We start from the raw sequence: 25,737 nt of genomic DNA, 5'->3' as shown, positions 1-25,737 counted from the left end.
TTGCCATGGGTAAATATATTACCTTCTGCAGTACACGAAAGAGAATATTACTATGCGAAGCTAATTTTATACGTCGTATGAGGTAAGTAGATTTTGCTATTCCTTAACAAAAAAAGCGCACCAACCATAAAGGCCAGCACGCTCTAAATTAAAAACTAATACGAATTTTTGATATTTTTAAAGCTTTGGGATTATGTTTTTAGGGATATCCAGCTTTCTATCATTAGCTCCTTTGGCAAAATCGCTTATGTTATAGGTATTGGCTTTTGACCAATCACATTCTACACGCTCATCGCCAAGTACAATGTTGCCTAATTTTTCTCGGAACCACTGTGCTAGCTCTTTATACTCTGGTATATTGGCCACATTATTTCTTTCTAAAGGATCATTTCTTAAATCGTACAATGTTAGTTCAGCTTTCTCAACAGGACAGTTTAAAGCCCATTTTACATTTTTGTTCAAATCGGCCTTATTGCCTGGACGAGTGCGCATTGAGAATGCAAAATCCTTGCTGTGCATATAGGCTCTTGGTGAGGATACCAAATGTATTTCTCCTAAAATATAATCGCGCTTCTCCTTTTTGGTATTCACAAATTCGAAGAGACTAATACCATCCAAATAAGTAAACTCTTTTTCTGCAATATCAACTCCTCCTGACGACAGGATGGTTGGAGCTATATCTACATACTCTACCATTTGTTTTTTAATCAATCCGGCTGGCACTTTCTTTTTATCCGACGAAGCCATTATAATGGCTCCTGCCGTAGATTTCTCCCAAGGACCAAATTTAGCTTCAATACCCTGCTCGCCAAGATGCCATCCATGATCGCCAACAGTAAAAACTATTAAATATTCTTGCTTATTCTTTTCGCAATAGGCTTTAAAAGCATCCACAGCATCACCAATTAAAGCATCGCCATAAGCACAAAAAGCATAATAATCTTGTATAGCCTGTTGCTTCTCCTTCGCCGTCATAGCAGTCATACTGAGGCGCTCGTGCAATTTCACAAGAGAAGGAGGCATTTTGCTTAGTTCCTCATCATCAAACTCAGGAACTTTATAGGTAATATCTTTAAACTGATCTCTGAACTTTTTAGGTGGTAATACTGGTGTATGTGGTAGGTGAAACCCTAAATTAAACATCACAGGCTTCTCAGGGTTTACTCCTTGGGTATTTTCTCCCCACGAGTTTTTATAGGTGGTATTTTCGTTAGATAAGAAGTTTTTAAATTCTTGAACCACTTTTCCATCAACAGTTTCACCGGCAGGCATCGGGTTAACCCCACCAATAATAAGCGACTTCATGCCTTGTCGGGCATACGATCTTAGAATATCAAACTTCTCTTCAACTTCTTGCTTAGTTTGAATCTCCTCTGCAGTTATATCGCCATACTTATTTTTCACATAATACTCCTTCAATTCTCCATCTGGATAGAGAACATATTCTTTGTCGCCCAAATTGGCTCTTTTACCATTAACTTTTCCGAATACCGGAGCCTTCCAAAAATCGCCAATCATATGTTTCTGCAAGCCATTTTTAAAGTGCATTTTATAATTATAATGACCCGCATCGTAAAAACCTTGACCTGGGCCCCACTTATAAATATAAGCATCTCCCTTACCAAATACAGCGGTAAAATAACCTTCTTCCTGGAGAATTTGAGGGAAGGTAGGTTTCACAAAATCAGGATTCTGATGAGATTGCTCAAATGAATAATGTCCTTGTCTGTGCGGATATCTCCCTGTTGCCATTGAACCACGAGAAGGGCCGCAAGCTGGAGAATTACAATAAGCGTTGGTAAATAAAATACCTTCGCTAGCCAACTTATCAATATTGGGCGACGAAACGTAACCTAACTTACTTTCCGATTGGCCTGTTGTAGCCTTATTAAAGCACTCAAGTGCATCTGAACGGTGATCGTCGGTTACTATCCACAATATATTGGGCTTATTTTGTGCAGTCATTGCCGACAAACAACTAACAAAGGCTATTAATAAGAATTTAAACTTAGCTATATACATTGTTTTCTCTTTAAATATTAACAGTCCAAATATAGAGCATCGGTAATACACAAAGAGTTGAGTGTTTATAAAAATTAGATGGGTATACCCATTTTAAATTGTGAATATTGTATAGAATTTATATAGACAAATCCCCCAAACAAAGCTTATACGCATTTACTTGAGGGATTGTCTATTTTTATTACAATATCGTATCAAGCTCCTAACAAACCCTAAACGACTTTATTTCCAAACACCTCCCGAATAAGGCCAATGCGCATTTTTCACACTCTCGCGTTTTAAAATTTCTTCTCCTTTTGCAACAATATCTGGATGCTGTGACGCAACATCGTTCTCTTCGTAAATATCGCCTTTCATATTATACAACTCTGTTTTGTAATTATCGCCATAGCGAACTACTTTCCAATCATCCATTCGTACTGCTTGACGAAAGCCTTTTACTGAACGTCCTTCTTGAATTTCCCAATATAAAAACTCGTGTTTTGCCTGCTCTTTACCCGTTAATAACGGTAAAAATGAAAGACCATCTGTTTGCTCAGGAGCTTCGATACCTGCCACTTCTGCCAATGTTGGCATCAAATCATAAAAAGCAGCCATATGATTACTTACCGATGGCTTAATAGTTCCTTTCCAATAAGCAATGGCAGGAATACGCACACCACCTTCGTATACATCACGTTTATGTCCTTTTAATCCACCCGAACTATTAAAGAAATGATAATCGTGATGGTTTTCGTTCTGCGGACCATTATCACTTGTAAAGAATATCAAGGTATTCTCTAACTCTCCTTTGGCCTCCAGTTTCTTCATTAATTTCTCAATTAATCCATCAAGCATAGTAATACGCGCTGCATGACGACGCTCAATCTCAGGCCACTCTTGCTGGTGCTCCTTATATAAATCAGTCTCGCTTAAGAAAAACTCATGCGCATGAGGTATGCGGTACGACATGTACATGAAAAATGGCTTATCTTCCTCCTTATTATCAAGATAATCTAAGGCGAAGTTTGTTCTGAAATCATCTAAGCAAGAGTGCTCGTTATAATCGTAAAACAGAGAATCTTGTTGGCCGTTAATCCAATGCATTCGCTCATCAATCATTCTACCATCGGCACCTTTACCCCACTGCTCTTGAACAGCATAATCGAAACCACGACCATGTGCCCATGTAGAAATATCTTCAGGCACACCCAAGTGCCATTTTCCAATCATAGCGGTTTGGTAACCTGCAACCTTAAGCATCTCTGCAATGGTAATTTCCGATTTTTTAAGAGCGATTCTATCCCACTTACCACCTTCGGTATCACCTTTATTTCCTCTAATATTAACATGTCCGGTATGCATACCCGTCATTAATACAGCACGCGACGGAGAACAAACTGAGGTACCTGCATAAAAATCAGTAAAGCGCATTCCGCCAGCAGCTAATTGATCCATATAAGGGGTTTTAATTACCTCTTGCCCATAACTAGTGAGCTCACCATAACCCAAATCATCGGTTAATAAAATAATAATGTTTGGTTTATCTGTTTTTGGCTTTTGCTTAGTAACTGTTTCTTTGGGATTATTACACGCAGAAAAAAGCAGCACTAAAGCTAGTAAATACAAGTTTTTCATTTGATAGTTTTTTTAATGATTACTCAAATATCTATCCTTTGAATAAACCTCGGCAAGTTGTGAATACAAAACTTGTGCGCACTGGTAAAACAAAAAAAGGGATACTCTTTCAAATATCCCTCAAATCATTTTTAACGGTAAATTACCTACAAAATATATTTTTTATGAATCTGCAAAAAGCACCACCTTGAGCTTGTTCAATTTTCTTATTTATCTCGGCCTGATCGCCACCTAAATCTAGCTCTTGCCAAATCTCGCCCCAACCGTAAAAACCGCCTACATTTCTATCATCAATAAATAAATCAGCATTTACTTTACGACTGACTTTATTTACTTCAAAAACCTCTTCAGGATAGCTTTTATTTACGGCATAAAATTCAATGCCCTTTTTTTTGCAATAGTCTACCGCGGCATCTAATTCCTTGCCGGCCCTGTATGTCCATAAAATAAGCAAATGCCCTTGGCGTTGCATTTCTCTCATAGTTTCAAAAGCAAAAGGCATATCTTTTCCTATAGCAGGAAACTTATGCTCAACAATGGTACCATCAAAATCAACTGCAATAATCATAATTAGTGTGTTTATAGGTAAAGTTTATTACAACTTAGCTTGTTCTTCTTCGTTTAACTCTAAGTCGGTTGCAATCCTATTTCTAGTAGGAGCATGTATAATAAATAGCACAAAAATTACACCAAACATATACATAAATGATTTGTCGGCATTTAACAGGTATGCGATTATTGAAAGTAAACCTACACCTTCTAAAACAGCTATTCGCACAATAAACGCAGTGCGAAAATGGGTTAACCTCCGGCTCAATTCCCACTCCTGTGAGATATGCTTTATCTTTTTATGATAAAACAAGTGACTAACGGGAATCCCAATTAATAAAGCCATAATTACCATAGTTTTAATGGTATAATTACTATCGGGCGAAAATGCCTCAACAGCTCCGTTAGCTCTTACAAAATACATGGCAAAAATAGCCATAAGCGTAAGCGCCGACATAATAGCAATATATATAAGGTTAAGTGTAGTTCGTTGTTTTTTAGGTGTGCTCATTTAAATATGTATGTGTTAGTGAATTTACTTATGCTTTAATTGCGATGAGAAAGTTTGTTGTGTAAACTTATAATGTTTGCTCAAAAGGTAAACGATTAATTAAGGAGCGCCCTAAAGTAACCTCATCGGTATATTCTAATTCATCGCCAATAGAAACGCCACGTGCAATTGTTGTAATCTTTACATCTAAACCATTAAACTTTCGATATAAATAAAAATTAGTTGTATCCCCTTCCATGGTTGTGGGCAATGCAAAAATTAATTCTTTCACTTCTCCCTTTTCCACCTTCTCAATTAAAGGCTTTATGGTTAAATCATCTGGTCCAATACCATCCATTGGTGAAATAATTCCTCCCAATACATGGTAAATACCAAAGTATTGTTGGGTATTTTCAATGGCCATTACATCTTTCACATTCTCAACAACACAAACAGTTGTATAGTCTCTTTTTTCGCTTGCGCAGATATTGCACACTTCAAAATCGGAAATATTAAAGCACTCTTTACAGTACACAATTTCCTCGCGAAGCTGGCGTAACGACTCGGCAAAACGAAAAACATCTGCCTTATCTTGCTTCAACAAATGAAGTACAAATCGCAGGGCAGTTTTACGGCCAACACCAGGTAAGGAAGAAAGCTCCTTTACGGCATTCTCAAATATTTGCGAAGGATAATTATCGGCGTGCATAGCTCTTAATTTTTATTTTTAAAGCACCCAAAGTTATAAATACTTTTAACTTTACGCACGCTTATCATTAGTTCATTAATTTTCTATCAGAAGTCAACAGTTTATACTATTTCAGACTGAAGGATAGAGTTTTAATTCAACACTAATTAAAGTGAATTAATGGTAATAAATTATATACGAAGCAATCTATTATTTTATATCACATGAGTCCGGCACAAACAGGTTTAATTGTAGCACTATATTTTTTAGTATTGATGGTTATTTCATTCGTTACAGGAAAGAAGAATGATAACAAAACTTTTTTCTTGGGCAACCGTCAATCGCCATGGTATATTGTTTCCATTGGAATGATTGGAGCCAGCTTATCTGGGGTAACTTTTATTTCTGTACCAGGATGGGTTGGAGCCACGCAATTCACCTATCTTCAAATGGTAGCAGGTTACTTTTTAGGCTACTTAGTAATTGCTCATGTTTTACTTCCTGTTTATTACAAATTAAACCTTACGTCGATATACACTTATCTTGAAAAACGCTTTGGTACTTGGACCTACAAAACCGGAGCTAGTTTATTTTTAATTTCGCGCACCATAGGAGCCTCTGCCCGCTTGTATTTAATGGCGAACGTATTGCAGCTAAGTTTATTTAATGCTTTGGGAATTCCGTTTGCCATAACTGTGGCCATTACCATATTGCTGATATGGCTATATACTTTTCGTGGTGGTATTAAAACCATTATATGGACTGATACCTTGCAAACTATCTTTATGCTTACCTCGGTAATAATAACCATTATATATATGGCAAAATCAATGAACCTTGGATTTAGTTCTCTGGTTGAAACCATTAATAATAGTGAGTTATCGCGCATTTTTGTTTTTGACGATTGGAGCTCAAAACAACATTTTGTAAAGCAATTCTTTACAGGTGCGTTTATCACAATTGTAATGACTGGTCTCGATCAGGATATGATGCAAAAAAACCTATCGTGCAAAAATATTAAGGATGCAAAAAAGAATATGGTTTGGTACGGCTTTGCTTTTGTACCAACTAACATTTTATTTTTATCATTAGGTGCACTACTTTATATATTTGCCAATCATCACGGACTTACTTTACCTGAACGATCAGACGATTTATTTCCGATGGTAGTAAATAGTGGACTGCTACCTGCTGCCGTTGGTGTATTTTTTATATTAGGATTAGTTGCTGCTGCTTATAGTAGTGCCGACTCGGCATTAACATCGCTCACCACATCCTTTTCAGTAGATATTCTCAATCATAACAATAAAGAAATTACAAAACGAACACGAATAGCTGTTCACATCATGTTCTCCATTTTACTTGGCATAACCATTATCTTATTCAGAATATTTAAGGCAGATAGCATTATTAGTACAATATTCGATTTAGCAGGCTATACATACGGTCCACTGTTGGGTTTATATGCTTTCGGTTTATTTAACAAACTCCAAATTAAAGAAAAATGGGTTCCACTTATTGCAATATTAGCACCTGTTATCACTTGGGTTTTAGCATTTAATTCGCTTAATTGGTTTGGATTTTCGTTAGGATATGAAAAATTAATGCTGAACGGGTTGTTTACTTACCTAGGTTTACTAGTTATTATACGCAAACAATAAGTTCAGGGCGTGCCCTGAGGGTCGGGCTTTCCGTTCATACTCCTCGCTTCGTTCCTCGCTTTGGGGTATCCACTGCAATCCCTCACGCTCCGTCTGCTAACTTTATATAAACAAAAAGGCCGCTATAATAGCGACCTTATTACCATACCGTGAGCTACAAACCTGGATCAATTCCATCTTTAACCCAACTAATTGCAATATCAATCGGGTTTATAACTGAACTTGCATCAATATATCGCTCTGTATCTGTAATACCCGATCGTTTTCCTAACCTTTTAAATTGCATCTGAAGTATAGGGCTATCCAAAATAACAGCCGATCGGTACATTCCCCCATCTTTATATAACTGCTGACCCTCTACTAAAATATTTTGTGCATCCGCACTCAATGGTTTAAGTCCATTCATATTAATAATAACACCAAAATTTGGACTTACATCATTCTTTAAGATATTCTCACTCTCTTCTTTCCAAGTTTTAATTTCATCAATTCCTACAAAACCTGAAAAGGTTATAATAAAACCCGAAGGTCTTTTTTCTATTTTATACATTTCAATTATAATTATTGATTAACCAATTACAACCATCAATTCTACTCATAAGTTTTGAGGTTTTATCATGATTTTAATCAGTAACGGACTGTATATATCTCTTTAAAATGGGGAGAATACACATTATTAACCAAAAACAAGTACATCAGTAGGATTATCATACAGTCATTGAAAAACTCGGATGCCAGTTTTTTTTATTATTTTCAGCAATCAAAAATTAATACAACAACCTTTAATGATCTATTATGGCTGAGAATTATTTCAAAACCTACCCCAATAAAGATGGTTTCTTTAAAGAATATGGTGGTGCTTTTATACCTCCTGTTCTAGAGGCTGAAATGAAGAAAATTACGGATGCCTACTTTGCAATTAGCAAGTCGCACGCTTTTATCTCGGAATTACGAAGCATCAGAAAACATTATCAAGGAAGACCGACACCGGTATATTATTGTAATCGCTTAAGCGAAAAATATGGTGGCAGAATTTATATGAAGCGCGAGGATTTAAATCACTCGGGTGCCCATAAATTAAACCATTGCATGGGCGAAGCTCTATTGGCAAAACATCTTGGTAAAAAGAAGTTAATTGCAGAAACTGGTGCTGGGCAGCATGGTGTGGCATTAGCAACTGCTGCAGCTTACTTCGGTTTAGAATGTGAAATTCACATGGGCGAAGTTGATATTGCTAAAGAGCATCCTAATGTAGTTCGAATGAAAATATTAGGTGCCACTGTAGTTCCGGTAACACATGGTTTAAAAACACTTAAAGAAGCGGTTGATTCTGCTTTTGAGGCCTACCTTAAAGATCCGATTAACTCAATTTATTGCATTGGTTCTGTAGTTGGTCCACACCCTTTCCCAATGATGGTGCGCGAGTTTCAGCGTATAGTTGGAATTGAAGCACGTGAGCAGTTTGTTGATATGACAGGAGAGTTACCGGATAAAGTAGTTGCTTGTGTTGGAGGAGGTAGTAATGCTATTGGAATGTTTTCGGCATTTTTAGAGGATGATGAAACCAAATTGTATGGCGTTGAGCCAGGTGGTCTTTCTCTCGAACTAGGAGAACATGCCGCTACCATGACTAAAGGTGTACCTGGAATGATTCATGGTTTTAAATGTTATAACCTTCAGGATGAAAAAGGAGAGCCTGCACCTGTATATTCTGTTGCTAGTGGCCTTGATTATCCTGGTGTTGGACCTGAGCATAGCATGCTTAAAGACCTGAACAAAGCAAACTACGATGTTATTAATGATAAAGAAGCGATTGATGCTTTTTATGAATTAAGTCGTTTAGAAGGTATTATTCCTGCACTAGAAAGTGCCCATGCCGTTGCCTATGCAATTAAATTGGCGCAGAAGCATCCACAATCTTCAATATTAGTTAACCTAAGTGGTAGAGGAGATAAGGATATTGATTTTGTTGTTGATAAATATGGTTTACCAAATTAAGTAAACACTCCAATTGATATATAAGAAAGGAATCCAAATGGGTTCCTTTTTTTTGTTACAAACTTAACTTATCAATAATAAATTGTTGAATTGGATATTTACTATCGTTCTCCTGCGCATCAGTGAAACAGTAATATTCCACATTCTTTTTCTCCAATTCTTTTGCCATCACCTTAGCATGTTTTTTATGATGAAATATGATATTAAAATCCTTTGGGAAATTTCCTTTTAAGGGGTTTAAGAGATAAATAGGCGGATCATTCACATCAACCATAGTTAGCATATCGTATTTTGCAGCAATCTCCTTTCTATAAGGCTTGATACTTTTTTTATCAGGATATCCATAAAAAGTAGCCGCATAATTATAAAACATTTTATGCTTTAAGGTTTGAACCGCTCCTAAATAGGGTATAAATTTTTTCCACTTGTATACATTATAAGTTGCTTGAGTATGTATAGCACCCGCGCATACAATTTTGGTTGACTCGGCTTTAAGTCCTTGCGCATTCACATCTGCTAAATCATCATTTAAAGCAAAATATAGGCTTGCTCCTGCTCCTGCAGAAACCCCATAACAGGCCACTTTTGTTTTATCAATATTATACTGATCTGCATTAAACTTAAAATACTGAATCGCCCTTTGTACATCATCTAAACAGACTTGAACACCCAGTGAATCATCTGATTTATAAAAACTATAATTTATTGTAGCAAATGCAGTATTGTTGCTCAAGTAATATTGGATTTCATCCTTTCGGTCGTAGGCTTTTTTCTTATCACCAAACTGAAAACCTCCACCGTGTATAAAAATAACTAATGCCACAGGTTTAGTACTCTGTGGCATTATTATATCAAAAGTATTTCGTTCGGCTTCGCCATATTTCTGATCAAGTAATTGCGTGTAGTCGTTACTCTCTTTTAGTTGCGCTATTGCAGAGAAAGATGTAAATGCAAACAATACTAGTATCAGGTTACGCATAACTTCAATTATTTTTCAATCGTTAATCTTTTAATAAATAGATGGAAATTTTTGTGGATTAGCCTCCCCCATTATCTCATAAATAGCCTCGTAAACATCCTCTGCACTAGGATTTGAGAAGTAATCACCATCGGTACCAAAAGCAGGTCGATGATCCTTAGCAGTTACTGTTTTAGGAGCTGCATCTAAATATCTAAACGCGCCATGATTTTCAACAACTTGCTGCATCATATAACCCGTAGCGCCACCAGGTACATCCTCATCAAAAAATACAATTCTATTGGTCTTTTTAATAGATTCTAAGATAATTTTATGAATATCAAATGGCAATAAGGTTTGTACATCAATTAACTCAACAGATATGCCCGATTCTTTAAGCTGATCTACTGCCTCTTGTGCAATACGAACACACGAACCATAGGTAACTAAAGTAACATCGCTTCCCTCACTTAGAATTTCAGGTACGCCCAATGGAACATTAAACTCACCAATATTATTTGGTTTTGGTTCTCTAATTCTATATCCATTTAAAGGTTCAATTACCAACGCAGGGTCATCAGATTTTACCAGTGTATTGTACATACCTGCTGCTCTGGTCATATCGCGAGGCACACAAACATAAACCCCTCTAATGGAATTAATAACCATACTTAATGGTGAACCAGAATGCCAAATACCTTCTAAACGATGCCCTCGTGTACGAACAATCATAGGCGCCTTCTGTCCTCCTTTTGTACGATAACGAAGTGTTGCTAAATCATCACTCATGGTTTGCAAACCATAAAGCAGGTAATCGAAATATTGAATTTCTGCTATTGGACGAAGTCCCCTTAAGGCCATACCAATACCTGTTCCGATTATGGTTGTTTCACGTATTCCTTCATCCCAAATTCGATATTTACCATGCTTTTTCTGCATGCCTTCGAGCGATTGATTTACCCCTCCAAGAACACCGGTATCTTCACCAAATGTGACTAACTCAGGAACTGATGCAAATAAATGATCAAAATTTTCTCTAAGAATTTCGCGCCCAGGTACCTTTTCAGTGTCAGCTTCATAAGTAGCAGGTACAACAGGTACTTTTATTGCTGCAAATTCATCTTCGGCATATAACCTGTCGTTATACATTTCATAGGCCCTCTCTCTGTAATCAGCAATCCATGCTTGTAATCTATTCTTTAACGAACCATCAGCCATGCATACTAAACACGACTCACGAAGCATTTTACGAGCAGAGGAAAGAATATCCTTTCTATTTAAAGCCAATGAGCTCTTAAGCTCTGCAATAATATTTTTTATATTACTGTTGTTCAACTCAACGCAAGAACAATCGCGGGTATCAATTATTTGTAATAAAGAGTCGCGTTCTGCTTTTAAAGTAGATTTAAATTGTTTCAGAGCATCCTTTTGAGCTTGCTTGGCTTCATTGAAAGCATTCTCTTCTATTTGAGTTAACTCCTCTTCGGTAGCAACTGCTCTATCCAGAATCCACTCTTTCATTTTAACCAAACAATCAAAGTCTTTTTCCCACTCTAATCGTTCTTCTGATTTATATCGCTCGTGTGAACCCGATGTTGAATGACCAATGGGTTGCGTTAATTCATCAACATGAAACAAAACAGGAATATGGTCTTTTCTACAACGTGCAACGCCTTCTTCATATCCTTGGCAAAGACCTGCATAATCCCAACCTTTAAGTTTATAGATGATGATTCCATTTTTATCTTTGGCTCCTTTCTCAAAACCTTTTAAAGCCTCCGAGATACTTGCTTTTACTGTCTGAACTTTTTTAGGCACCGAAATTCCATAACCATCATCCCAAACAGACATTGCAATGGGCAACTGATGCACTGCCATCGCATTCATGGTTTCAAAAAAATGTCCTTCAGAAGTACTGGCATCACCAATTGTTCCGAAAGCCACTTCGTTACCCTTATCACTAAATTGAGTATGATTTTTAAGTGCCGGACTTTTACGGTATAATTTTGAAGCAAAACCAAGGCCAACTAAACGTGGCATTTGTCCAGCTGTTGGTGAAATATCTGATGAAGTACATTTAATATCTGCAATATTCTTCCATGTACCATCACTGTTTATGGTACGTGTTCCAAAATGATTGTTAAAAGAGCGTCCTCCATTATCTGGATTTATGCTCTCGTCTGTTTCGCCGTATAAAGATGCGAAAAAAGCAAAGGGAGTTGTCATCCCTGCTGCTAACATAAAGGTTTGATCACGATAATACCCCGAACGCCAATCTCCATTTTTAAATTGTTTGGCCATGGCAATCTGGGCAACTTCTTTACCATCTCCGAAAATACCAAATTTGGCTTTCCCTCCCAACACTTCTTTACGGCCCAATAGGCTTAAGTGTCGACTCAGGTATCCGATATGATAGTCGTGTAGTACCTCAACCTTAAATTCATCAAAACTAATTCCTGTATTTGATAGCATTCTTTTAGACTTTTAAAATAGACCTAGACTTAAGTCTATAATCCCATTTAATTTACCTACAAAATTAATAAGAATAATTCTAAATAAGCTAACTATTATCATGTACCTTTTCGCTATAGATTGAAACATATATTAAGGTGCTTTGTTTATTAAATAGATAAATAATATGTAGTTTTGCACTCATAAAATATAGCGAAATGTTTATAAAAGTATTATTAGCCAGCATTGTACTAATTGCCATTGTTTTTGTTTTAATGGCTATTGGGATATTAATTAAAAAGAATGGTAAGTTCCCAAACTTGCATATAGGAAGTAATAAGGAAATGCAAAAAAGAGGGATTTCTTGTGCTACAACACAAGATCGCCAAGCTAGAAACAACAAACTGAATATTCAGGTTAAGCCACTTCATTTTGACGAAAGTGGAGAAAGCCATTCGTTAAGTTGTTAATAAATTAGTCTTTAGTTAATAGGTTTTAGCGAACACTGAAATAGACTAATTATCTTATAAAACAAAGGGGAGTTAGAAATTGTTAAATTTCTAACTCCCCTTTGTTTATTATTATTTTACGATATACTCTTCAAACCCTGAGGTATATTTTACTTGGTTATTTCCATCGGCATCAGCGTAAATAAAATAAGCCTCTATGTCTGATAGGTTTTCAATCATTTGCATACTTTCTTCCACTCCCATAACCATACATGCGGTTGCATAGGCATCTGCTAACATACAGTTTGGAGCTATTATTGATGCGCTTAAAAGGCTATGTTGCACAGGGTATCCTGTAAAGGGACTTATGGTGTGTGCATACTTTTTTCCATCTTCAATATAAAAGTTACGATAGTTACCTGATGTGGCTAAAGCAACTTCTGATATTGAGATTATATCCTGTAAGGGACGACTTGAAGCCAACTTATCGTCTATTGGCTTATCAATGCCTACCCTCCATTTTACGCCTTTTGTATTTACACCGCCAACACTAATCTCTCCGCCAATTTCTACCATATAATTACTAATTCCGTAGTCTTTTAATGCATTAGCAACCACATCAACCCCGAAGCCCTTGGCTATAGCAGCGGCATCTAACTTTATGGCTGTATCTGTTTTTGATAAAAAATTATCTTTTAAGGATACTTGATGCATACCAACATGACTTAATAAATCTTGTATTTTTTCGTCGGTAATATTATCACGTTTTTTAAAGCCAAAACCCCACTCATTAACCAATGCACCCACAGTCATGTCAAAAGCCCCGTTTGAATGCTTATAAACATCCTCTCCGGCTAAATACACAACCTTCATGAGGCTATCAATTTCAATACCGCTGGCACTCTTATTGAAGCTACTAATAGTAGAGGTATCTTTATAGGTTGATAAGGACCAATCGACGGCATTTAATGCCTCACTGATGGGTTGAAGTAAATCAGCATTCTGAGTAGGCTGATAAATAATATGATAATAGGTCCCAAATATAGTTCCTTCTATCTTTACATATTCTTTTGCTTGCTCCTGGCAAGAAAGAAATAATAAGATGATAGGAACTAATAGTAATTTAATCTTCATTGTATTGCTTTTTAGTCTTGCGCAAAGATAAACTAAAAACAAAAAACCGATACTATTAATATAGTATCGGTTTTTTATCTTGTAATATTTCTTTGTTAGTTACAACCTGCTGCTGCGCGGGCTTCGGCCATTACACGCTTTGCAACATCTTGCATAAATATCTTCGTATCATTTATTGTAGCTGATTTTAAACTATTTGTAGATGCAACAACACACTCAGCATCCTGCAATATTTGATTAATAGCATCTTCACAATCATCATCAGTACAAGTATACTTTTTATCATTATAAAGATAGTAACCATAGCTATCGTCAGCACAATAAGTTGCATCTATTGAACAAGTTGTAGGCGTATCAAAACGTTCGCAAACATCTTCACTATCTTTCTCACAAGCTACAAATACAGTGGCAAGTAGCATCATTAAACTAATTGGCAATAAAATAACCTTCTTCATTTTGTCTTTTTTTATGATTATTGAACTCATCAATTTATTATTCTCCTAATAAAATACCTATTTTAATATACTTCATTAAGAATATCTTGAAATTCTTTTAAAGTTTTATTCCCTTTATAAACCCGATCCTCTATAATAAAAGTTGGAGTAGATTTGACTCCCAACTCCTTTAATATTTCCTTATTAGCATGAATATACGCTTTGTTATTATTATTGGTTCTACAACTTGCTATTGCTTCATTTTGTTGAGAAATATACTGCATTAGATCGTCATACTCAATAGTATTAACCAGATTAAAATCATAGATAAGCATCTCATGAAACTTCTCATATTCACCATACCTGTATATACATAAAGCGTCGCTATATACATTTAACTCATTTACTTTTTCAGAAAGTGGCACTAGCTTAAGAACGACTTTAACATCACTTTTGTTGTGTTTATTTCCTACCAATGTTGGTAATGTTTCTTTAAAAAACGAGATACAATGTGAACATTTATAATTGCCAAACATGATTATGCTTATTTCGGCAGCATTATTTCCAAACACAATATCATTAGCTTCTTGAGTAATTTTAGTATCAATGCTTAATTTCATCGGGTTTTCACCTTGAAAATAAGTGACAAGCTTTAATACTAACAAAGTCAATAATACAAATGATATGATGTACGAAATAAAATGCGTTTTACTCATATTCATTTTACTCAACCCCAGTTTCAAAATTCACTAGCTTAGGGAAAAATATAAAATTAAGTGCACCTTGCTGAGCTCTTATTGTCTTTTTCATTTTATCCCTATCTTTTTTCTTATCAAACCATGCCTTAGATCGACCTTCGATCATACGCGAAACTAGATATAAAGATGTTCTTCCTTTTGTAGCATCATCCTGCTCAAACCCATTTTCTTTGGCTTGTTTTGCAAGGTTTTTCTTAGACTTACTAGCTAAAACTTCACCTAGAAAAACCCTAATATGATAGGAATAATCTTCTTTAAAACTAGACATCCCAAAAAAGTTGGCATCAAAAGAGGAAGACCTAATTTCAGTAGATGGAACGTACCATTTATTTTTAAAAATAAAGATCTTACTATCTAGCGTACTAAACTGAAGATTATCTAACCCCTTCAATCCAATCATCGGAATATCTTCAACATCCTTAACTGCTTGCACATTTATTAGAGAACCCTTATCTAAATGAAGATTCCCTTTTACTTGCAGAGAATCATAATTAACTTCATAATCCTCCCCAAATATTACTCGACCATCCATGTGTGACGAAAGAATTCCTGTTACTTGCTTACTCGTAATAAAGGGCTCTTCTCCTTCATCCAAATATTCGTGAAAATCATCGAAATCAGTGAACAGTTGCTGAATATCCATTCCTTTAAGATCCAACTTATATTGAGCAACAGAATATGTTTCACTCCCAACCTCATATTTAGCAGAAGCAACCATATCTCCGCCAAAAGCTCTTACTTTAAATCCATCTGCCACATAATAATCAGGTTCTACTAATACTTTCGAGCTCATATCTTCGAATATAGCTTTGCCATATTTAAAGCTATTGACCCCAACCTTACCTTGGAATTTATAAGTCCATAGCTCCTCTTCTTCAGACTCACTCGATTCATTGGTATCAGAAGAATCTTCTTCAGGCATAAATGCAGTTAAGAATGCATAATCAAGATCACCTGCATTATAATTCCCTTTTACAAGGATGGTATCTGCATTATTTAAGAAATAAGCGTTATACAAATTAGCGATACTTGCTGAATCAACTGCAAAATCAATAGAATTATAAGTACCCGAAGTTTTGTTAATGCTTAATAGATCATCATTATATTCAACTTGAGTTGTTAAATTATCGATTCCTGCTAAACTATCTAAAGTATGAACAGTCAAACTCTCCGTTTTAACAGATAAGCGACTATCGCGCAATAGCAAATCAACACTTTGATCATCAATAGAATCTATATTAAATTTACCTGCTGAAATAAATGAAGCAACAACCTGCCCTTCCAGTTCGGTAACAAGGGTATCCGGAATCATAGGTTTAATTTCATTTAAATTTAAATCAGTATAGGCTTTCAACCAATACTCACCAGAATTTATACTCGCTAAATAACCTGAACCCCCGAAATTACTTGAATTATTTAGCTCTAGTCTAAATGTATCTAAATTAAAGGTCATGTTATCCACATCGTAAATGCTTCCTCTATATTTAGTACCCAATACACCATCAGTTATATCAACATTATATTCCGGAACTTTTACTTTTAGTTCTGATAATTTAATATCACGGTTAATATATTTAAGCTTACCAGAAAGATTTTTGATTTCTGGAACCGAGTCCATCTTGATACTAATATTATTTGCATTTAATCGTAATACTGATCTTTCAATAGCATACTCAATATAATCATCGGTAATTGAATCGGGTAACACCCCTGATGTTTGCAACGAAGCATATACTTTACCATTCATTTTTTGCACCATATTATCCGGCACATATGCTATCCAATCATTTAAATTAACATTGGCTCCTAGTTTCAGATTATAAAAAATCTCATCAAGATTCTTAATGTCACCACTAGCTGTAAATTTGTTGTTCATTGTATTTGCCTCGAAATTGGCAATGTAAATTTGTGTGGTGCTGTTGGATGCTAATAAACCATTGGTATAAGAACCTTTTAGAGCTAAGTGATCAATAACTGGTAAAGTATCGTACTCTAAAGTAAGATTTTCAATTGCATAACTAGCATCTATACGCGGCAATAAAGTATCACTTAACAAACCCTTTACAGTTCCGCTTAAAGCAACTCCACCATCTAACCGATGTATCTTGTATTCTTTTATTAATTTTTGTGGTAATAAATTGATTAGATGCTTTAAGCTACTAATCTCTCCGGCATATTTTAGGTCGAGATAAGGCCACTTACCATTAATAACTTGGCCACTAAACGAGGCACTGGTATGTGGAGCATTCACCTTTAATTCATTCACCTGTATTGAATCGTTGATAGCAGATAAATCGAAACTAATTACGCTCGAACTTAAATCTTCAAGACGATAAGTATCGTAATTTGCATTATTAAGTCTAGCGCTTCCATCTATTGCAGCCATATAGCCCGATGGAGTAACTTCTCCTCTTACATTTACTTCTGGTAGATTAATAATTGATGACAAGTGCAAACCTGCATCAGCATATTTTAAGGTGATATCCTCTAAAATTAAATCTTCAAGCTCAAATATTCCTTGAAGTTTACTAGTATCAGGCTCTTCTACTTTTGAGGAATCATAGGCCATTGCTTCAAAAATAAAATCAAGGTTTGACACCCCTGCACTATCAATTGTGTAGTTGGCGGTCGCCCCTTCTACTTCAACCTTTTTTACAAATACGTTACCATCCATGAATTGCATTATATCAACCGAGGCGTATAATTTATTCACCGATAAAATTGTATCTGGTGATGCATCACCGAGACTATCAACTAGTAAAATATCATTGAACTCAATACTTGCCAAAGGAAATTTTCTCAGCAAACTTAAATCAACATCACCTACGGTAAGAGGTACATTAAATGAGCTTGCACTTCGCTCAAGTACTTTAGCAACCACTGCATCTTTAAATACATTGGCTAAAATAACTAGGGTAAGAATAAATCCTATTATTATAAAGAGTAGATTTCTTATGAGCTTTTTTGTGGACATAGGGTATTTTTTGAGTATCAAATAAGCAGTAACGAATAAACAAAATTCAAACTACTTATGCTGCGAATTTAAATATTTCTATTCTAATTTAAATTAATAAACTAAGAAATAATATCTTCGAGTTTAGCTCTACTGATGGCATCTTCAATATTTGAGGCTCGCAGTTTACGCATAATGTTTTGTCGATGAGACTCGATAGTTCGTATACTCACTCCAAAATTTTCTGAAATTACTTTATTACTATTTCCACTTGCAATTTCTGTTAATATCTGCACTTCGCGTTTTGACAGGTGATATTTTACCTCTTCCTCCTTAACATTTGAAGACGAACTTAAACTAGTCAGGTTTTGAATAATTACATGACTGATATCTCCCGAATAGTAAAAATCGCCACTGCTTACCTTTCGTATTGCTTTTAAAAATACTTTGTTGGGCTCATCCTTTAAAATATAACCATGGGCACCCATTTTTATTGCTTTAAGCACATATTCCTTTTTATCGTATAAAGAAAGTAGCAAAACTTTGATATCCTGATGTGCAGCTAAAATGTTTTTAGCCGCTTCAATACCTGATAGATTTGGCATTGATATATCCATCAAAACAATGTTAGGTTTTAACAAGTTGGCCTTTTCTATAGCCTCAACACCATCTTCGGCTTCACCTATCACCTCAATATCGGTTTCCTTCTCAAGCAACTGACGCACTCCATTTCTGAATATTTCATGGTCGTCAACTATTAATATATTATTTTTCATTTCTTAAAATATTGTCATTTTATACTGCCATCATTACAATGGAATTTGAAGCCTCAATACAGTTCCCTTATCAGGTGCGGTATCAATCTCTAAATTGGCATCCATTAACTTCGCCCTTTCTTTCATGTTTGATAAGCCATGAGAATTTATACCTAAAGGCGTATCGTAGGTACTTTGTTTATTAAATACAAAACCCTTTCCGTTATCGGTGACCTCCAATGTTATAAACTCTACATCCTCTTCTAAATGAATACTAATCACATCTGCATCAGCGTGTTTTAGTACATTATTAACTGATTCTTGCAAAATACGATAAATGCCTAATTCTACATTTTTTAGCAGTTTAGTTTCGCTCAAAAATATATTGGATTCAACGGTAATATTATGATTTTGCTCAATCTTTCCAATAAAGTCTTGTATGGCAGGAACTAGACCAAAATCTTCGAGCACACTTGGTAATAACTCAGCAATTATTCTGCGTGTTTCTGTAATTACAGATGATATTAAAGAATGAATTTCGTTTACGTTTGACGAATCACATGCGCCTTGCTCATGAATCATTTCAATGCGCATTTTTAACGATGTTAACATTTGTCCGATACCATCATGTATTTCTGCTGCAACACGCTTTCGCTCTTTCTCTTGCCCGGCTACCATAGATGACGAAAGCACTTTTTGCATTTCTTCCTGACGCTTCATTTTTTCTTCCATCAGTATTTGAAGCTTCTGAGCTGTTTTTTTACGCTCACTAATATTAGCACCAATCATCAAATATTGATAAATTTCTTTTGAACGATTAACAATGGGCATCAAAGTAACATCGAGCCAAAAACCAGAATCGTCAGAAGCATGATCAAAAACTTCTCCTTGCCAAATTTCGCGGTTATCGGCATCATTAATATGCTCGTAAATAATACTTCGTTGAGTAGAATTTTTATTATAAAACAAGGGTTTACCAGTTAATTCGGCAAGCGAGTATTTGGTTAGATGACAGTACTTATCATTTGCATAAATAATTTTACCCTTGGCATCTGTTTTAACCAGAAAGGTTGCTTTTTCAAGTGCGTAATTTATATCGTTAATTTCTCTATGATTACTAATGAGCACTTCGTTGGCTCGCTTTAACTTTTTGGCTAAACCTGAGGCCTCATCCTTGGATTTTATCAGTTCGTTAAAGGTAACTTTGATACGCCTTGATAAGGGCACAAAAATAAATAGGGCTTCGAGAAATAATACAAACAAAACAATAGCCAACAAGGTATATTCAATCGTTTTTAGAACTGCTATGTTTTTGCGTGAATTACGGTCATAATCAAAAACAATCATCTCCATACCTAGAAGGTATGACTTCTCGTATTTCATAAATCGATCGAGATAAATTGTAAGCAATTCTTTATTAATGGGTCCTTTTACATCCATCACCATTTGTAAATTATAGCCTAATTCAAGCATCGATTTAAAGGGTGAATCAATGATATTGAAAAGCTCTTCGGTGTCTTCGTTTCTATTGACAGGCAAGTCTAAAAAATCATTCCCATATCGCAGACTTTCGTGAGTTCGTTTAAGTTGACTTAAAGTAGTTTTAAAATCTTTTACGGCCGATTTATTTTCTCTATCACTCTCAACCACCAAAGCCAACTTCACAAGAGTTTGACTGTTTGTTCTGAGACGTGCTGCATAATTCACAAGATGCGAGTCATCTATTTGTCTGCTTAAATGGCGTTGCACCAATACCTGAGAAACGATACTTAGTACTGCAATAAAAAACAAGGCAATAAGATAAGAGTAACGGTAATATTTTAAGGTATGCTGACTGCGACTTAAAACGTGTTTTTTATCTGACTGAAATTGAAACATACGTAAGTGATTATTAAGTCCTCAAAACTACTAAAATTTAACAATAAACACATCACCCCCTTCATTCAGTATAATAAAAGGTTATTTTAAGTACATTTACAATTCAAACCTCCTGTTAACACTCAGATATTAAATAATTAATTAATTTTGAAAAATACTTACGTAGACCAATAAATATGAGCACATCTGTTAGTATTAAAAACATTTCTAATAAGAGTAGAATTACCAGTCTGATTAACGAAAAACCCCTTAAAATACTGAACCCCAAAACCCATACAAAAGCATGCCATATTGTAAGCTCTAATTATGGAGGAGGAATGGTACAAGGAGATGTTGTGGAGTTAGATATCAACTGCGAAGCAAACACAAAAACTTTATTTAGCACACAGGCTAATTCGAGAATATACAAATCAGATAATGGAGATAGTTGTACGCTTACCCAAAATATAAAACTTGATACTAAAAGCTTATTTGTACAGTTAAACGACCCGCTAATATTGCAGAAAGATAGTAGCCTAAACCAACAAAGCATCTTTAATTTAAACAATGGTGCAGCGCTAGTTTATTGCGATTGGATAGGTGGCGGAAGGATTCATATTGGCGAAATATGGGATTTTAAAACCTTCTCTTCATCAACTGAAATATATCTAGGTGCAAAACCTGTTGTGCTAGATCGCTTTGAAATACAACCTGACAAACAGCAGTGTACTTCGCCAGCCTTATTTCATCACCATACTTCTTTTATAAACCTTTTTATTGTTGGACAAAAAAGTGATAAACGAATCGAGGTAATTGAACAGATGATATCTGCTACTATTGATAAGCTTAGAACTAAAAAACAGGAACAAAAACCTAAGTTATTGATTAGTGGAGAACGAATTAATGATGATGTTTTTATTATGCGAGCTTCGGCCCAGGAACTGACCATACTAAAGCATATAATGGAAGAGTTGGGGGTTTGTTTTAAGCACGAAAGTCTTCTTGAATTTAATCCTTACGAAAGGAAATTTTAAACATAAAAAAAGGTGCCAATAATTAGCACCTTATTCTATTTTCTTTTGTCTTACTAGAGTGTTAGTCTTCTAAGGCATGCTTACGCGCATGTAAAACATGATCAATAATCACATCTAAATTATGACCATCAGAAGCACGGGCAAAAACAAATGGTCCATCCTGACGCATTTTTTTGGTATCCCTGTCCATCACCTCTAAACTAGCATTTACAAGGTGGGCAATATCTATTTTATTGATCACCAATAAATCGGCCTGAGTAATTCCTGGCCCACCTTTACGTGGTATTTTATCGCCACCCGAAACATCAATTACATAAATAGAAAAATCGACCAATTCGCGACTAAAGTGTGCAGCCAAATTATCGCCACCACTTTCTACAAATAAAATTTCAGTATCTGCATGTCTAGTCATCAGTTCTTCTAAGGCCGCAATATTTTGCGATACATCTTCACGAATGGCTGCATGCGGACAACCTCCTGTCTCTACACCAATAATTTTATCAGCAGGTAGCGCTCCTTTTTTTGTTAAAAATTCGGCATCTTCCTGCGTAAATATATCGTTGGTAACCACCGCAATATTCATTTTATCCTTAAGCGCATTGCACAACTGTAATAACAAGGCTGTTTTGCCCGTTCCTACAGGACCACCAATTCCCACCGTAAAGGCTCTTTTTTTATAATCACGCTCCTGAAGTACCAATTCGCGATTCTGGTAAAAGCCAGGATTCTCCCATGAATCGTTATGAAATTGCATATGTGCGTTAGCTCCTTTATAGTAATACATATTTTTAGTTTTGAAATAGTTTTGTGTATAATGAATTGTGTGAAAGTTGCATCATCTCTAACAGATAGGCACTTTTATAGGCCTGTGAATAATCTGCAATTTCTTTAATTTGTAGCGTACTATTTAAATGCTCCAATAGTTCGTTTTGAATCTGATGTGCTTTTACAGGCCCTACAGTTCCCAAACGAATGAGCGCACTAATTTGATCGCGCACAGCCATAAAAACATACAGCTGACAGCAATCGTTGAACGATAAATTCAATTGCTTGGCCATAAAACCAAATACAAGAGGGAAATCCTGATCTATTTTTTCAGGAGCCATTAAAGAAGCATTGAGTTCGCGCAACAAGCGCAGCCAGTTATTACCCAAAATTAAACCCGCTTTTTTAATCAGAGGATTTAATAAAGAAGCATTGTAATGTTCCGATACCTGAAGCAATTGCTGTGCATCATTAGCCTCAAAGGCTGATTTTACATAAGGCATTTCATAATGCAATACCTGCACGGTGTAATCCTTTAGGTATAGCTGCAACTCTTTTACACTTGCAATTAAACCCGACTTAACGGCATACTCCAAGCCATTGGAATAGGCATAGCCACCCACAGGCAAGGCCGAGTCGGCCAAATGAAATAGTGTTAAAAGAGAAGCGTGCATTTTGGTAGCTTAAAATAAATTGTATAGTTGAGCCAAAGGTACTTTATTGGCCGGATCGCATGTTAAATGCTCACCATCGGCAATTACCTTATAGGTTTCTGGATCCACAGTTATCTCTGGTAAGGTATCGTTTAGTTTCATATCTAACTTTGAAATATTACGACAGTTTTTCACCACCAAAGGTGTTTTACTTAAGCCATAATTTTTCACCTCAGCTAAAGAGTCTTTAGAAATTAATACGCATGAGGTATTTCCCACTTCCTTACCCAAAGCGCCAAACATTTCGCGCGAAAATGAGGGCTGCGGAGTTGGTATTGATGCATTGGGATCGCCCATCTGCGCCTGCACTATAACGCCTCCTTTAACTATAATCTCAGGTTTGGCTCCAAAAAACGCCGGCTTCCACAATACTAAATCGGCCAATTTTCCGGCTTCTATTGATCCTACTTCATGAGAAAATCCGTGGGCTATGGCCGGATTAATCGTGTATTTTGCAATGTATCTTTTTACTCTAAAATTATCGGCATACTCATCCTCATTCAAAAAACCTCGTTGCTCTTTCATTTTAGATGCTGTTTGCCAAGTGCGGCAAATTACTTCTCCTACTCTACCCATGGCCTGAGAATCGGAAGCAATTACAGATAAAGCGCCCATATCGTGTAGAATATCTTCGGCAGCAATGGTTTCTTCGCGGATTCTACTTTCGGCAAAGGCCACATCTTCAGGAATATTTTTATCCAAATGATGACAAACCATCAACATATCTAAATGCTCGTGAATGGTATTATTGGTAAAAGGTCTTGTTGGATTGGTGGATGAAGGAATCACATTTTTATCGCCACATAAACTAATAATATCTGGCGCATGCCCACCTCCAGCACCCTCGGTATGATAAGTGTGAATGGTTCTATTTTTAAAAGCAGCTCGCGACGATTCTACAAAACCGCTTTCGTTAAGTGTATCGGTATGGATACAAACCTGCACATCGTAATCATCGGCTACGGATAAACAATTATCTATGGCAGCAGGAGTTGAACCCCAATCTTCGTGCAATTTTAATCCGCACACACCAGCTTTTATTTGTTCTATAATGGCCTCGGGATGCGAAGTATTTCCTTTTCCTAAAAACCCGAAATTCATAGGAATATGATCCGTTGCCTTAAGCATACTTTTAATATGAAAAGCGCCCGGCGTACATGTTGTAGCATTGGTACCTGTTGCTGGTCCTGTTCCGCCACCTAAAAAAGTAGTAACTCCAGAAGCCAAAGCCTCGTTGGCTTGTTGCGGACAGATATAATGAATGTGCGTATCGATACCGCCGGCTGTAACAATATGTCCCTCGCCAGCAATCACCTCGGTTGAAGCACCTACAATCATTTGCAGATCAACATTTGGCATTACGTGCGGATTACCCGCTTTACCAATTGCATGAATGCGTCCATCTTTTAGTCCAATATCGGCTTTATATATACCCGAATAATCAATTACCAAAGCATTGGTAATTACCGTATCCAAAGCATCTTTTCGGGTTATACCCGATGCCTGCCCCATTCCGTCGCGCAAAACTTTACCTCCGCCAAACTTACACTCATCACCATAACTGGTAAAATCTTTTTCAACCTCAATAACTAAATTGGTATCTCCCAAAGTCAATTTATCCCCTGTGGTAATACCATACATATCAGCATAAGCTTTTCTATCTATTGTGCGCGACATAGGTTTTATATTTATTGTAAAGTTGTGCTTATATTATATTTTTTACTCTCTCAGAAATGGTATCGTGAGAAACTGAATCTATTGCTCCATCAACCACATTATTTCCTCCGTATATTTCTTTGGTACCGGCCACTTCAACCAATTCTACCATTTTTTTCTCACCTGGCTCAAAACGAATGGCAGTACCTGCCGGAATATTTAATCGGAAACCTAAGGTTTGTAATCTATCAAACTTTAAAGCAGCATTTGTATCAATAAAATTATAGTGCGATCCCACCTGAATTGGTCTATCACCAACATTACAAACTTCAATAGTAATTAACTTTCTATCTTCATTTAGTATGATAGGCGCATCGGCAACCATAATATTACCAGGCTGAGCATTTACAACATTATCAACTTGCAGTTTAGCATCAGCTTTAGTAAGTCCGGAACCATACAAGGCCCAATTGTTATTGAGTTGAGTATCGCAAATTGGTTGATGTACCGTAACTAACTTTGTTCCATCGGGGAAAGTACCTTCTACCTGAACTTCGTGAACCAGACTTTCAACACCTTCCATCACATCATCAATACCCAATATTTTTTTACCCCTATCCATTAGCTCGGCCACAGAAGCACCCTCGCGAATAAATTCCAATAGCTGTGTAGAAATTAGTGCAATGGTTTCGGGATAATTTAATAAAATACCACGAGCGTATCTCTTTTGAGCAATAACACCTGCATTGTGCAGCATTATTTTTTCAATGTCTTTTGGGGATAAATGCATGAATT

Annotated in this window: 22 protein-coding genes; 4 read left to right on the top strand and 18 right to left on the bottom strand. The window is 36.0% G+C overall.

Annotated features, from left to right (window positions below; genetic code table 11):
* Positions 1-177: 177 nt before the first annotated feature.
* The 5 genes from A8B35_RS03045 to recR form a co-directional block, all read right to left on the bottom strand.
* Positions 178-2,022: a sulfatase-like hydrolase/transferase gene (locus A8B35_RS03045; RefSeq protein ID WP_083634283.1), complete on the bottom strand. Its 1,845-nt coding sequence runs from the start codon at positions 2,020-2,022 to the stop codon at positions 178-180.
* A gap of 222 nt (positions 2,023-2,244) precedes the next feature.
* Positions 2,245-3,639 carry a sulfatase-like hydrolase/transferase gene (locus A8B35_RS03040; protein ID WP_075601940.1) on the bottom strand — a complete coding sequence of 465 codons (1,395 nt, stop codon included), beginning with the start codon at positions 3,637-3,639 and terminating at the stop codon, positions 2,245-2,247.
* 142 nt (positions 3,640-3,781) lie between these two features.
* Positions 3,782-4,207: a BT0820 family HAD-type phosphatase gene (locus A8B35_RS03035; RefSeq protein ID WP_075601939.1), complete on the bottom strand. Its 426-nt coding sequence runs from the start codon at positions 4,205-4,207 to the stop codon at positions 3,782-3,784.
* A gap of 27 nt (positions 4,208-4,234) precedes the next feature.
* Positions 4,235-4,699 carry a hypothetical protein gene (locus tag A8B35_RS03030; RefSeq protein ID WP_075601938.1) on the bottom strand — a complete coding sequence of 155 codons (465 nt, stop codon included), beginning with the start codon at positions 4,697-4,699 and terminating at the stop codon, positions 4,235-4,237.
* Between the two features lie 67 nt (positions 4,700-4,766).
* The gene (recR, locus tag A8B35_RS03025; RefSeq protein WP_075601937.1) at positions 4,767-5,387 is read right to left on the bottom strand and encodes a recombination mediator RecR; all 621 of its coding nucleotides are present in this window, start codon (positions 5,385-5,387) and stop codon (positions 4,767-4,769) included.
* Positions 5,388-5,590: 203 nt separating this feature from the next.
* On the opposite strand from recR, the gene A8B35_RS03020 reads away from it, so the two are divergent.
* Positions 5,591-7,027 (top strand): sodium:solute symporter, encoded by a 1,437-nt coding sequence (locus A8B35_RS03020; RefSeq protein ID WP_075601936.1) that lies wholly within the window; start codon positions 5,591-5,593, stop codon positions 7,025-7,027.
* Between the two features lie 154 nt (positions 7,028-7,181).
* Here A8B35_RS03020 and A8B35_RS03015 read toward each other — a convergent pair whose 3' ends face one another.
* Positions 7,182-7,577, bottom strand: coding sequence for a hypothetical protein (locus A8B35_RS03015; protein ID WP_075601935.1), 396 nt, complete (start codon positions 7,575-7,577; stop codon positions 7,182-7,184).
* A gap of 245 nt (positions 7,578-7,822) precedes the next feature.
* Between A8B35_RS03015 and trpB the strand changes: the two genes are divergently transcribed.
* Positions 7,823-9,025, top strand: a complete 1,203-nt coding sequence (trpB, locus tag A8B35_RS03010; RefSeq protein WP_075601934.1) for a tryptophan synthase subunit beta — start codon at positions 7,823-7,825, stop codon at positions 9,023-9,025.
* Positions 9,026-9,080: 55 nt separating this feature from the next.
* On the opposite strand, the gene A8B35_RS03005 is transcribed toward trpB, so the two are convergent.
* Complete coding sequence (locus A8B35_RS03005) at positions 9,081-10,004, bottom strand: alpha/beta hydrolase family protein (RefSeq protein WP_075601933.1); 924 nt, start codon at positions 10,002-10,004, stop codon at positions 9,081-9,083.
* Positions 10,005-10,034: 30 nt separating this feature from the next.
* The gene (locus A8B35_RS03000; RefSeq protein ID WP_075601932.1) at positions 10,035-12,455 is read right to left on the bottom strand and encodes an alpha-ketoacid dehydrogenase subunit alpha/beta; all 2,421 of its coding nucleotides are present in this window, start codon (positions 12,453-12,455) and stop codon (positions 10,035-10,037) included.
* Between the two features lie 197 nt (positions 12,456-12,652).
* Here A8B35_RS03000 and A8B35_RS02995 point away from each other — a divergent pair, with 197 nt between their 5' ends.
* The gene (locus tag A8B35_RS02995; protein ID WP_075601931.1) at positions 12,653-12,904 is read left to right on the top strand and encodes a hypothetical protein; all 252 of its coding nucleotides are present in this window, start codon (positions 12,653-12,655) and stop codon (positions 12,902-12,904) included.
* Between the two features lie 111 nt (positions 12,905-13,015).
* On the opposite strand, the gene A8B35_RS02990 is transcribed toward A8B35_RS02995, so the two are convergent.
* The 6 genes from A8B35_RS02990 to A8B35_RS02965 form a co-directional block, all read right to left on the bottom strand.
* Positions 13,016-14,017: an FAD:protein FMN transferase gene (locus A8B35_RS02990; RefSeq protein ID WP_075601930.1), complete on the bottom strand. Its 1,002-nt coding sequence runs from the start codon at positions 14,015-14,017 to the stop codon at positions 13,016-13,018.
* Positions 14,018-14,112: 95 nt separating this feature from the next.
* On the bottom strand, positions 14,113-14,472 hold the full coding sequence (locus tag A8B35_RS02985) for a hypothetical protein (RefSeq protein ID WP_075601929.1): 360 nt from the start codon (positions 14,470-14,472) through the stop codon (positions 14,113-14,115).
* A gap of 62 nt (positions 14,473-14,534) precedes the next feature.
* Positions 14,535-15,167 carry a thioredoxin domain-containing protein gene (locus A8B35_RS02980; protein ID WP_075601928.1) on the bottom strand — a complete coding sequence of 211 codons (633 nt, stop codon included), beginning with the start codon at positions 15,165-15,167 and terminating at the stop codon, positions 14,535-14,537.
* 7 nt (positions 15,168-15,174) lie between these two features.
* The gene (locus A8B35_RS02975; RefSeq protein ID WP_075601927.1) at positions 15,175-18,183 is read right to left on the bottom strand and encodes an AsmA family protein; all 3,009 of its coding nucleotides are present in this window, start codon (positions 18,181-18,183) and stop codon (positions 15,175-15,177) included.
* Positions 18,184-18,284: 101 nt separating this feature from the next.
* The gene (locus A8B35_RS02970; RefSeq protein ID WP_075601926.1) at positions 18,285-18,938 is read right to left on the bottom strand and encodes a response regulator transcription factor; all 654 of its coding nucleotides are present in this window, start codon (positions 18,936-18,938) and stop codon (positions 18,285-18,287) included.
* A gap of 33 nt (positions 18,939-18,971) precedes the next feature.
* Positions 18,972-20,795: a sensor histidine kinase gene (locus A8B35_RS02965; protein WP_075601925.1), complete on the bottom strand. Its 1,824-nt coding sequence runs from the start codon at positions 20,793-20,795 to the stop codon at positions 18,972-18,974.
* Positions 20,796-20,971: 176 nt separating this feature from the next.
* Between A8B35_RS02965 and A8B35_RS02960 the strand changes: the two genes are divergently transcribed.
* The gene (locus A8B35_RS02960) at positions 20,972-21,808 is read left to right on the top strand and encodes an urease accessory protein UreD (protein WP_075601924.1); all 837 of its coding nucleotides are present in this window, start codon (positions 20,972-20,974) and stop codon (positions 21,806-21,808) included.
* A gap of 61 nt (positions 21,809-21,869) precedes the next feature.
* On the opposite strand, the gene ureG is transcribed toward A8B35_RS02960, so the two are convergent.
* The 4 genes from ureG to ureA are packed head-to-tail and all read right to left on the bottom strand — an operon-like array spanning position 21,870 to position 25,732.
* Positions 21,870-22,592: an urease accessory protein UreG gene (ureG, locus tag A8B35_RS02955; protein ID WP_075601923.1), complete on the bottom strand. Its 723-nt coding sequence runs from the start codon at positions 22,590-22,592 to the stop codon at positions 21,870-21,872.
* Between the two features lie 4 nt (positions 22,593-22,596).
* Positions 22,597-23,247, bottom strand: coding sequence for an urease accessory protein UreF (locus A8B35_RS02950; protein WP_075601922.1), 651 nt, complete (start codon positions 23,245-23,247; stop codon positions 22,597-22,599).
* 9 nt (positions 23,248-23,256) lie between these two features.
* A complete protein-coding gene (ureC, locus tag A8B35_RS02945) occupies positions 23,257-24,963 on the bottom strand; it encodes an urease subunit alpha (RefSeq protein ID WP_075601921.1) in 1,707 nt (568 codons plus the stop codon).
* Positions 24,964-24,991: 28 nt separating this feature from the next.
* Positions 24,992-25,732 (bottom strand): urease subunit gamma, encoded by a 741-nt coding sequence (gene ureA, locus A8B35_RS02940; protein ID WP_075601920.1) that lies wholly within the window; start codon positions 25,730-25,732, stop codon positions 24,992-24,994.
* Between the last annotated feature and the right edge of the window lie 5 nt (positions 25,733-25,737).

The organism is Saccharicrinis aurantiacus (assembly GCF_001660705.2).
GTDB lineage: Bacteria > Bacteroidota > Bacteroidia > Bacteroidales > Marinilabiliaceae > Saccharicrinis > Saccharicrinis aurantiacus.
The sequence above is the reverse complement of the archived record's forward strand: the minus strand, read 5'-3'. Positions and strand labels throughout refer to the sequence as shown.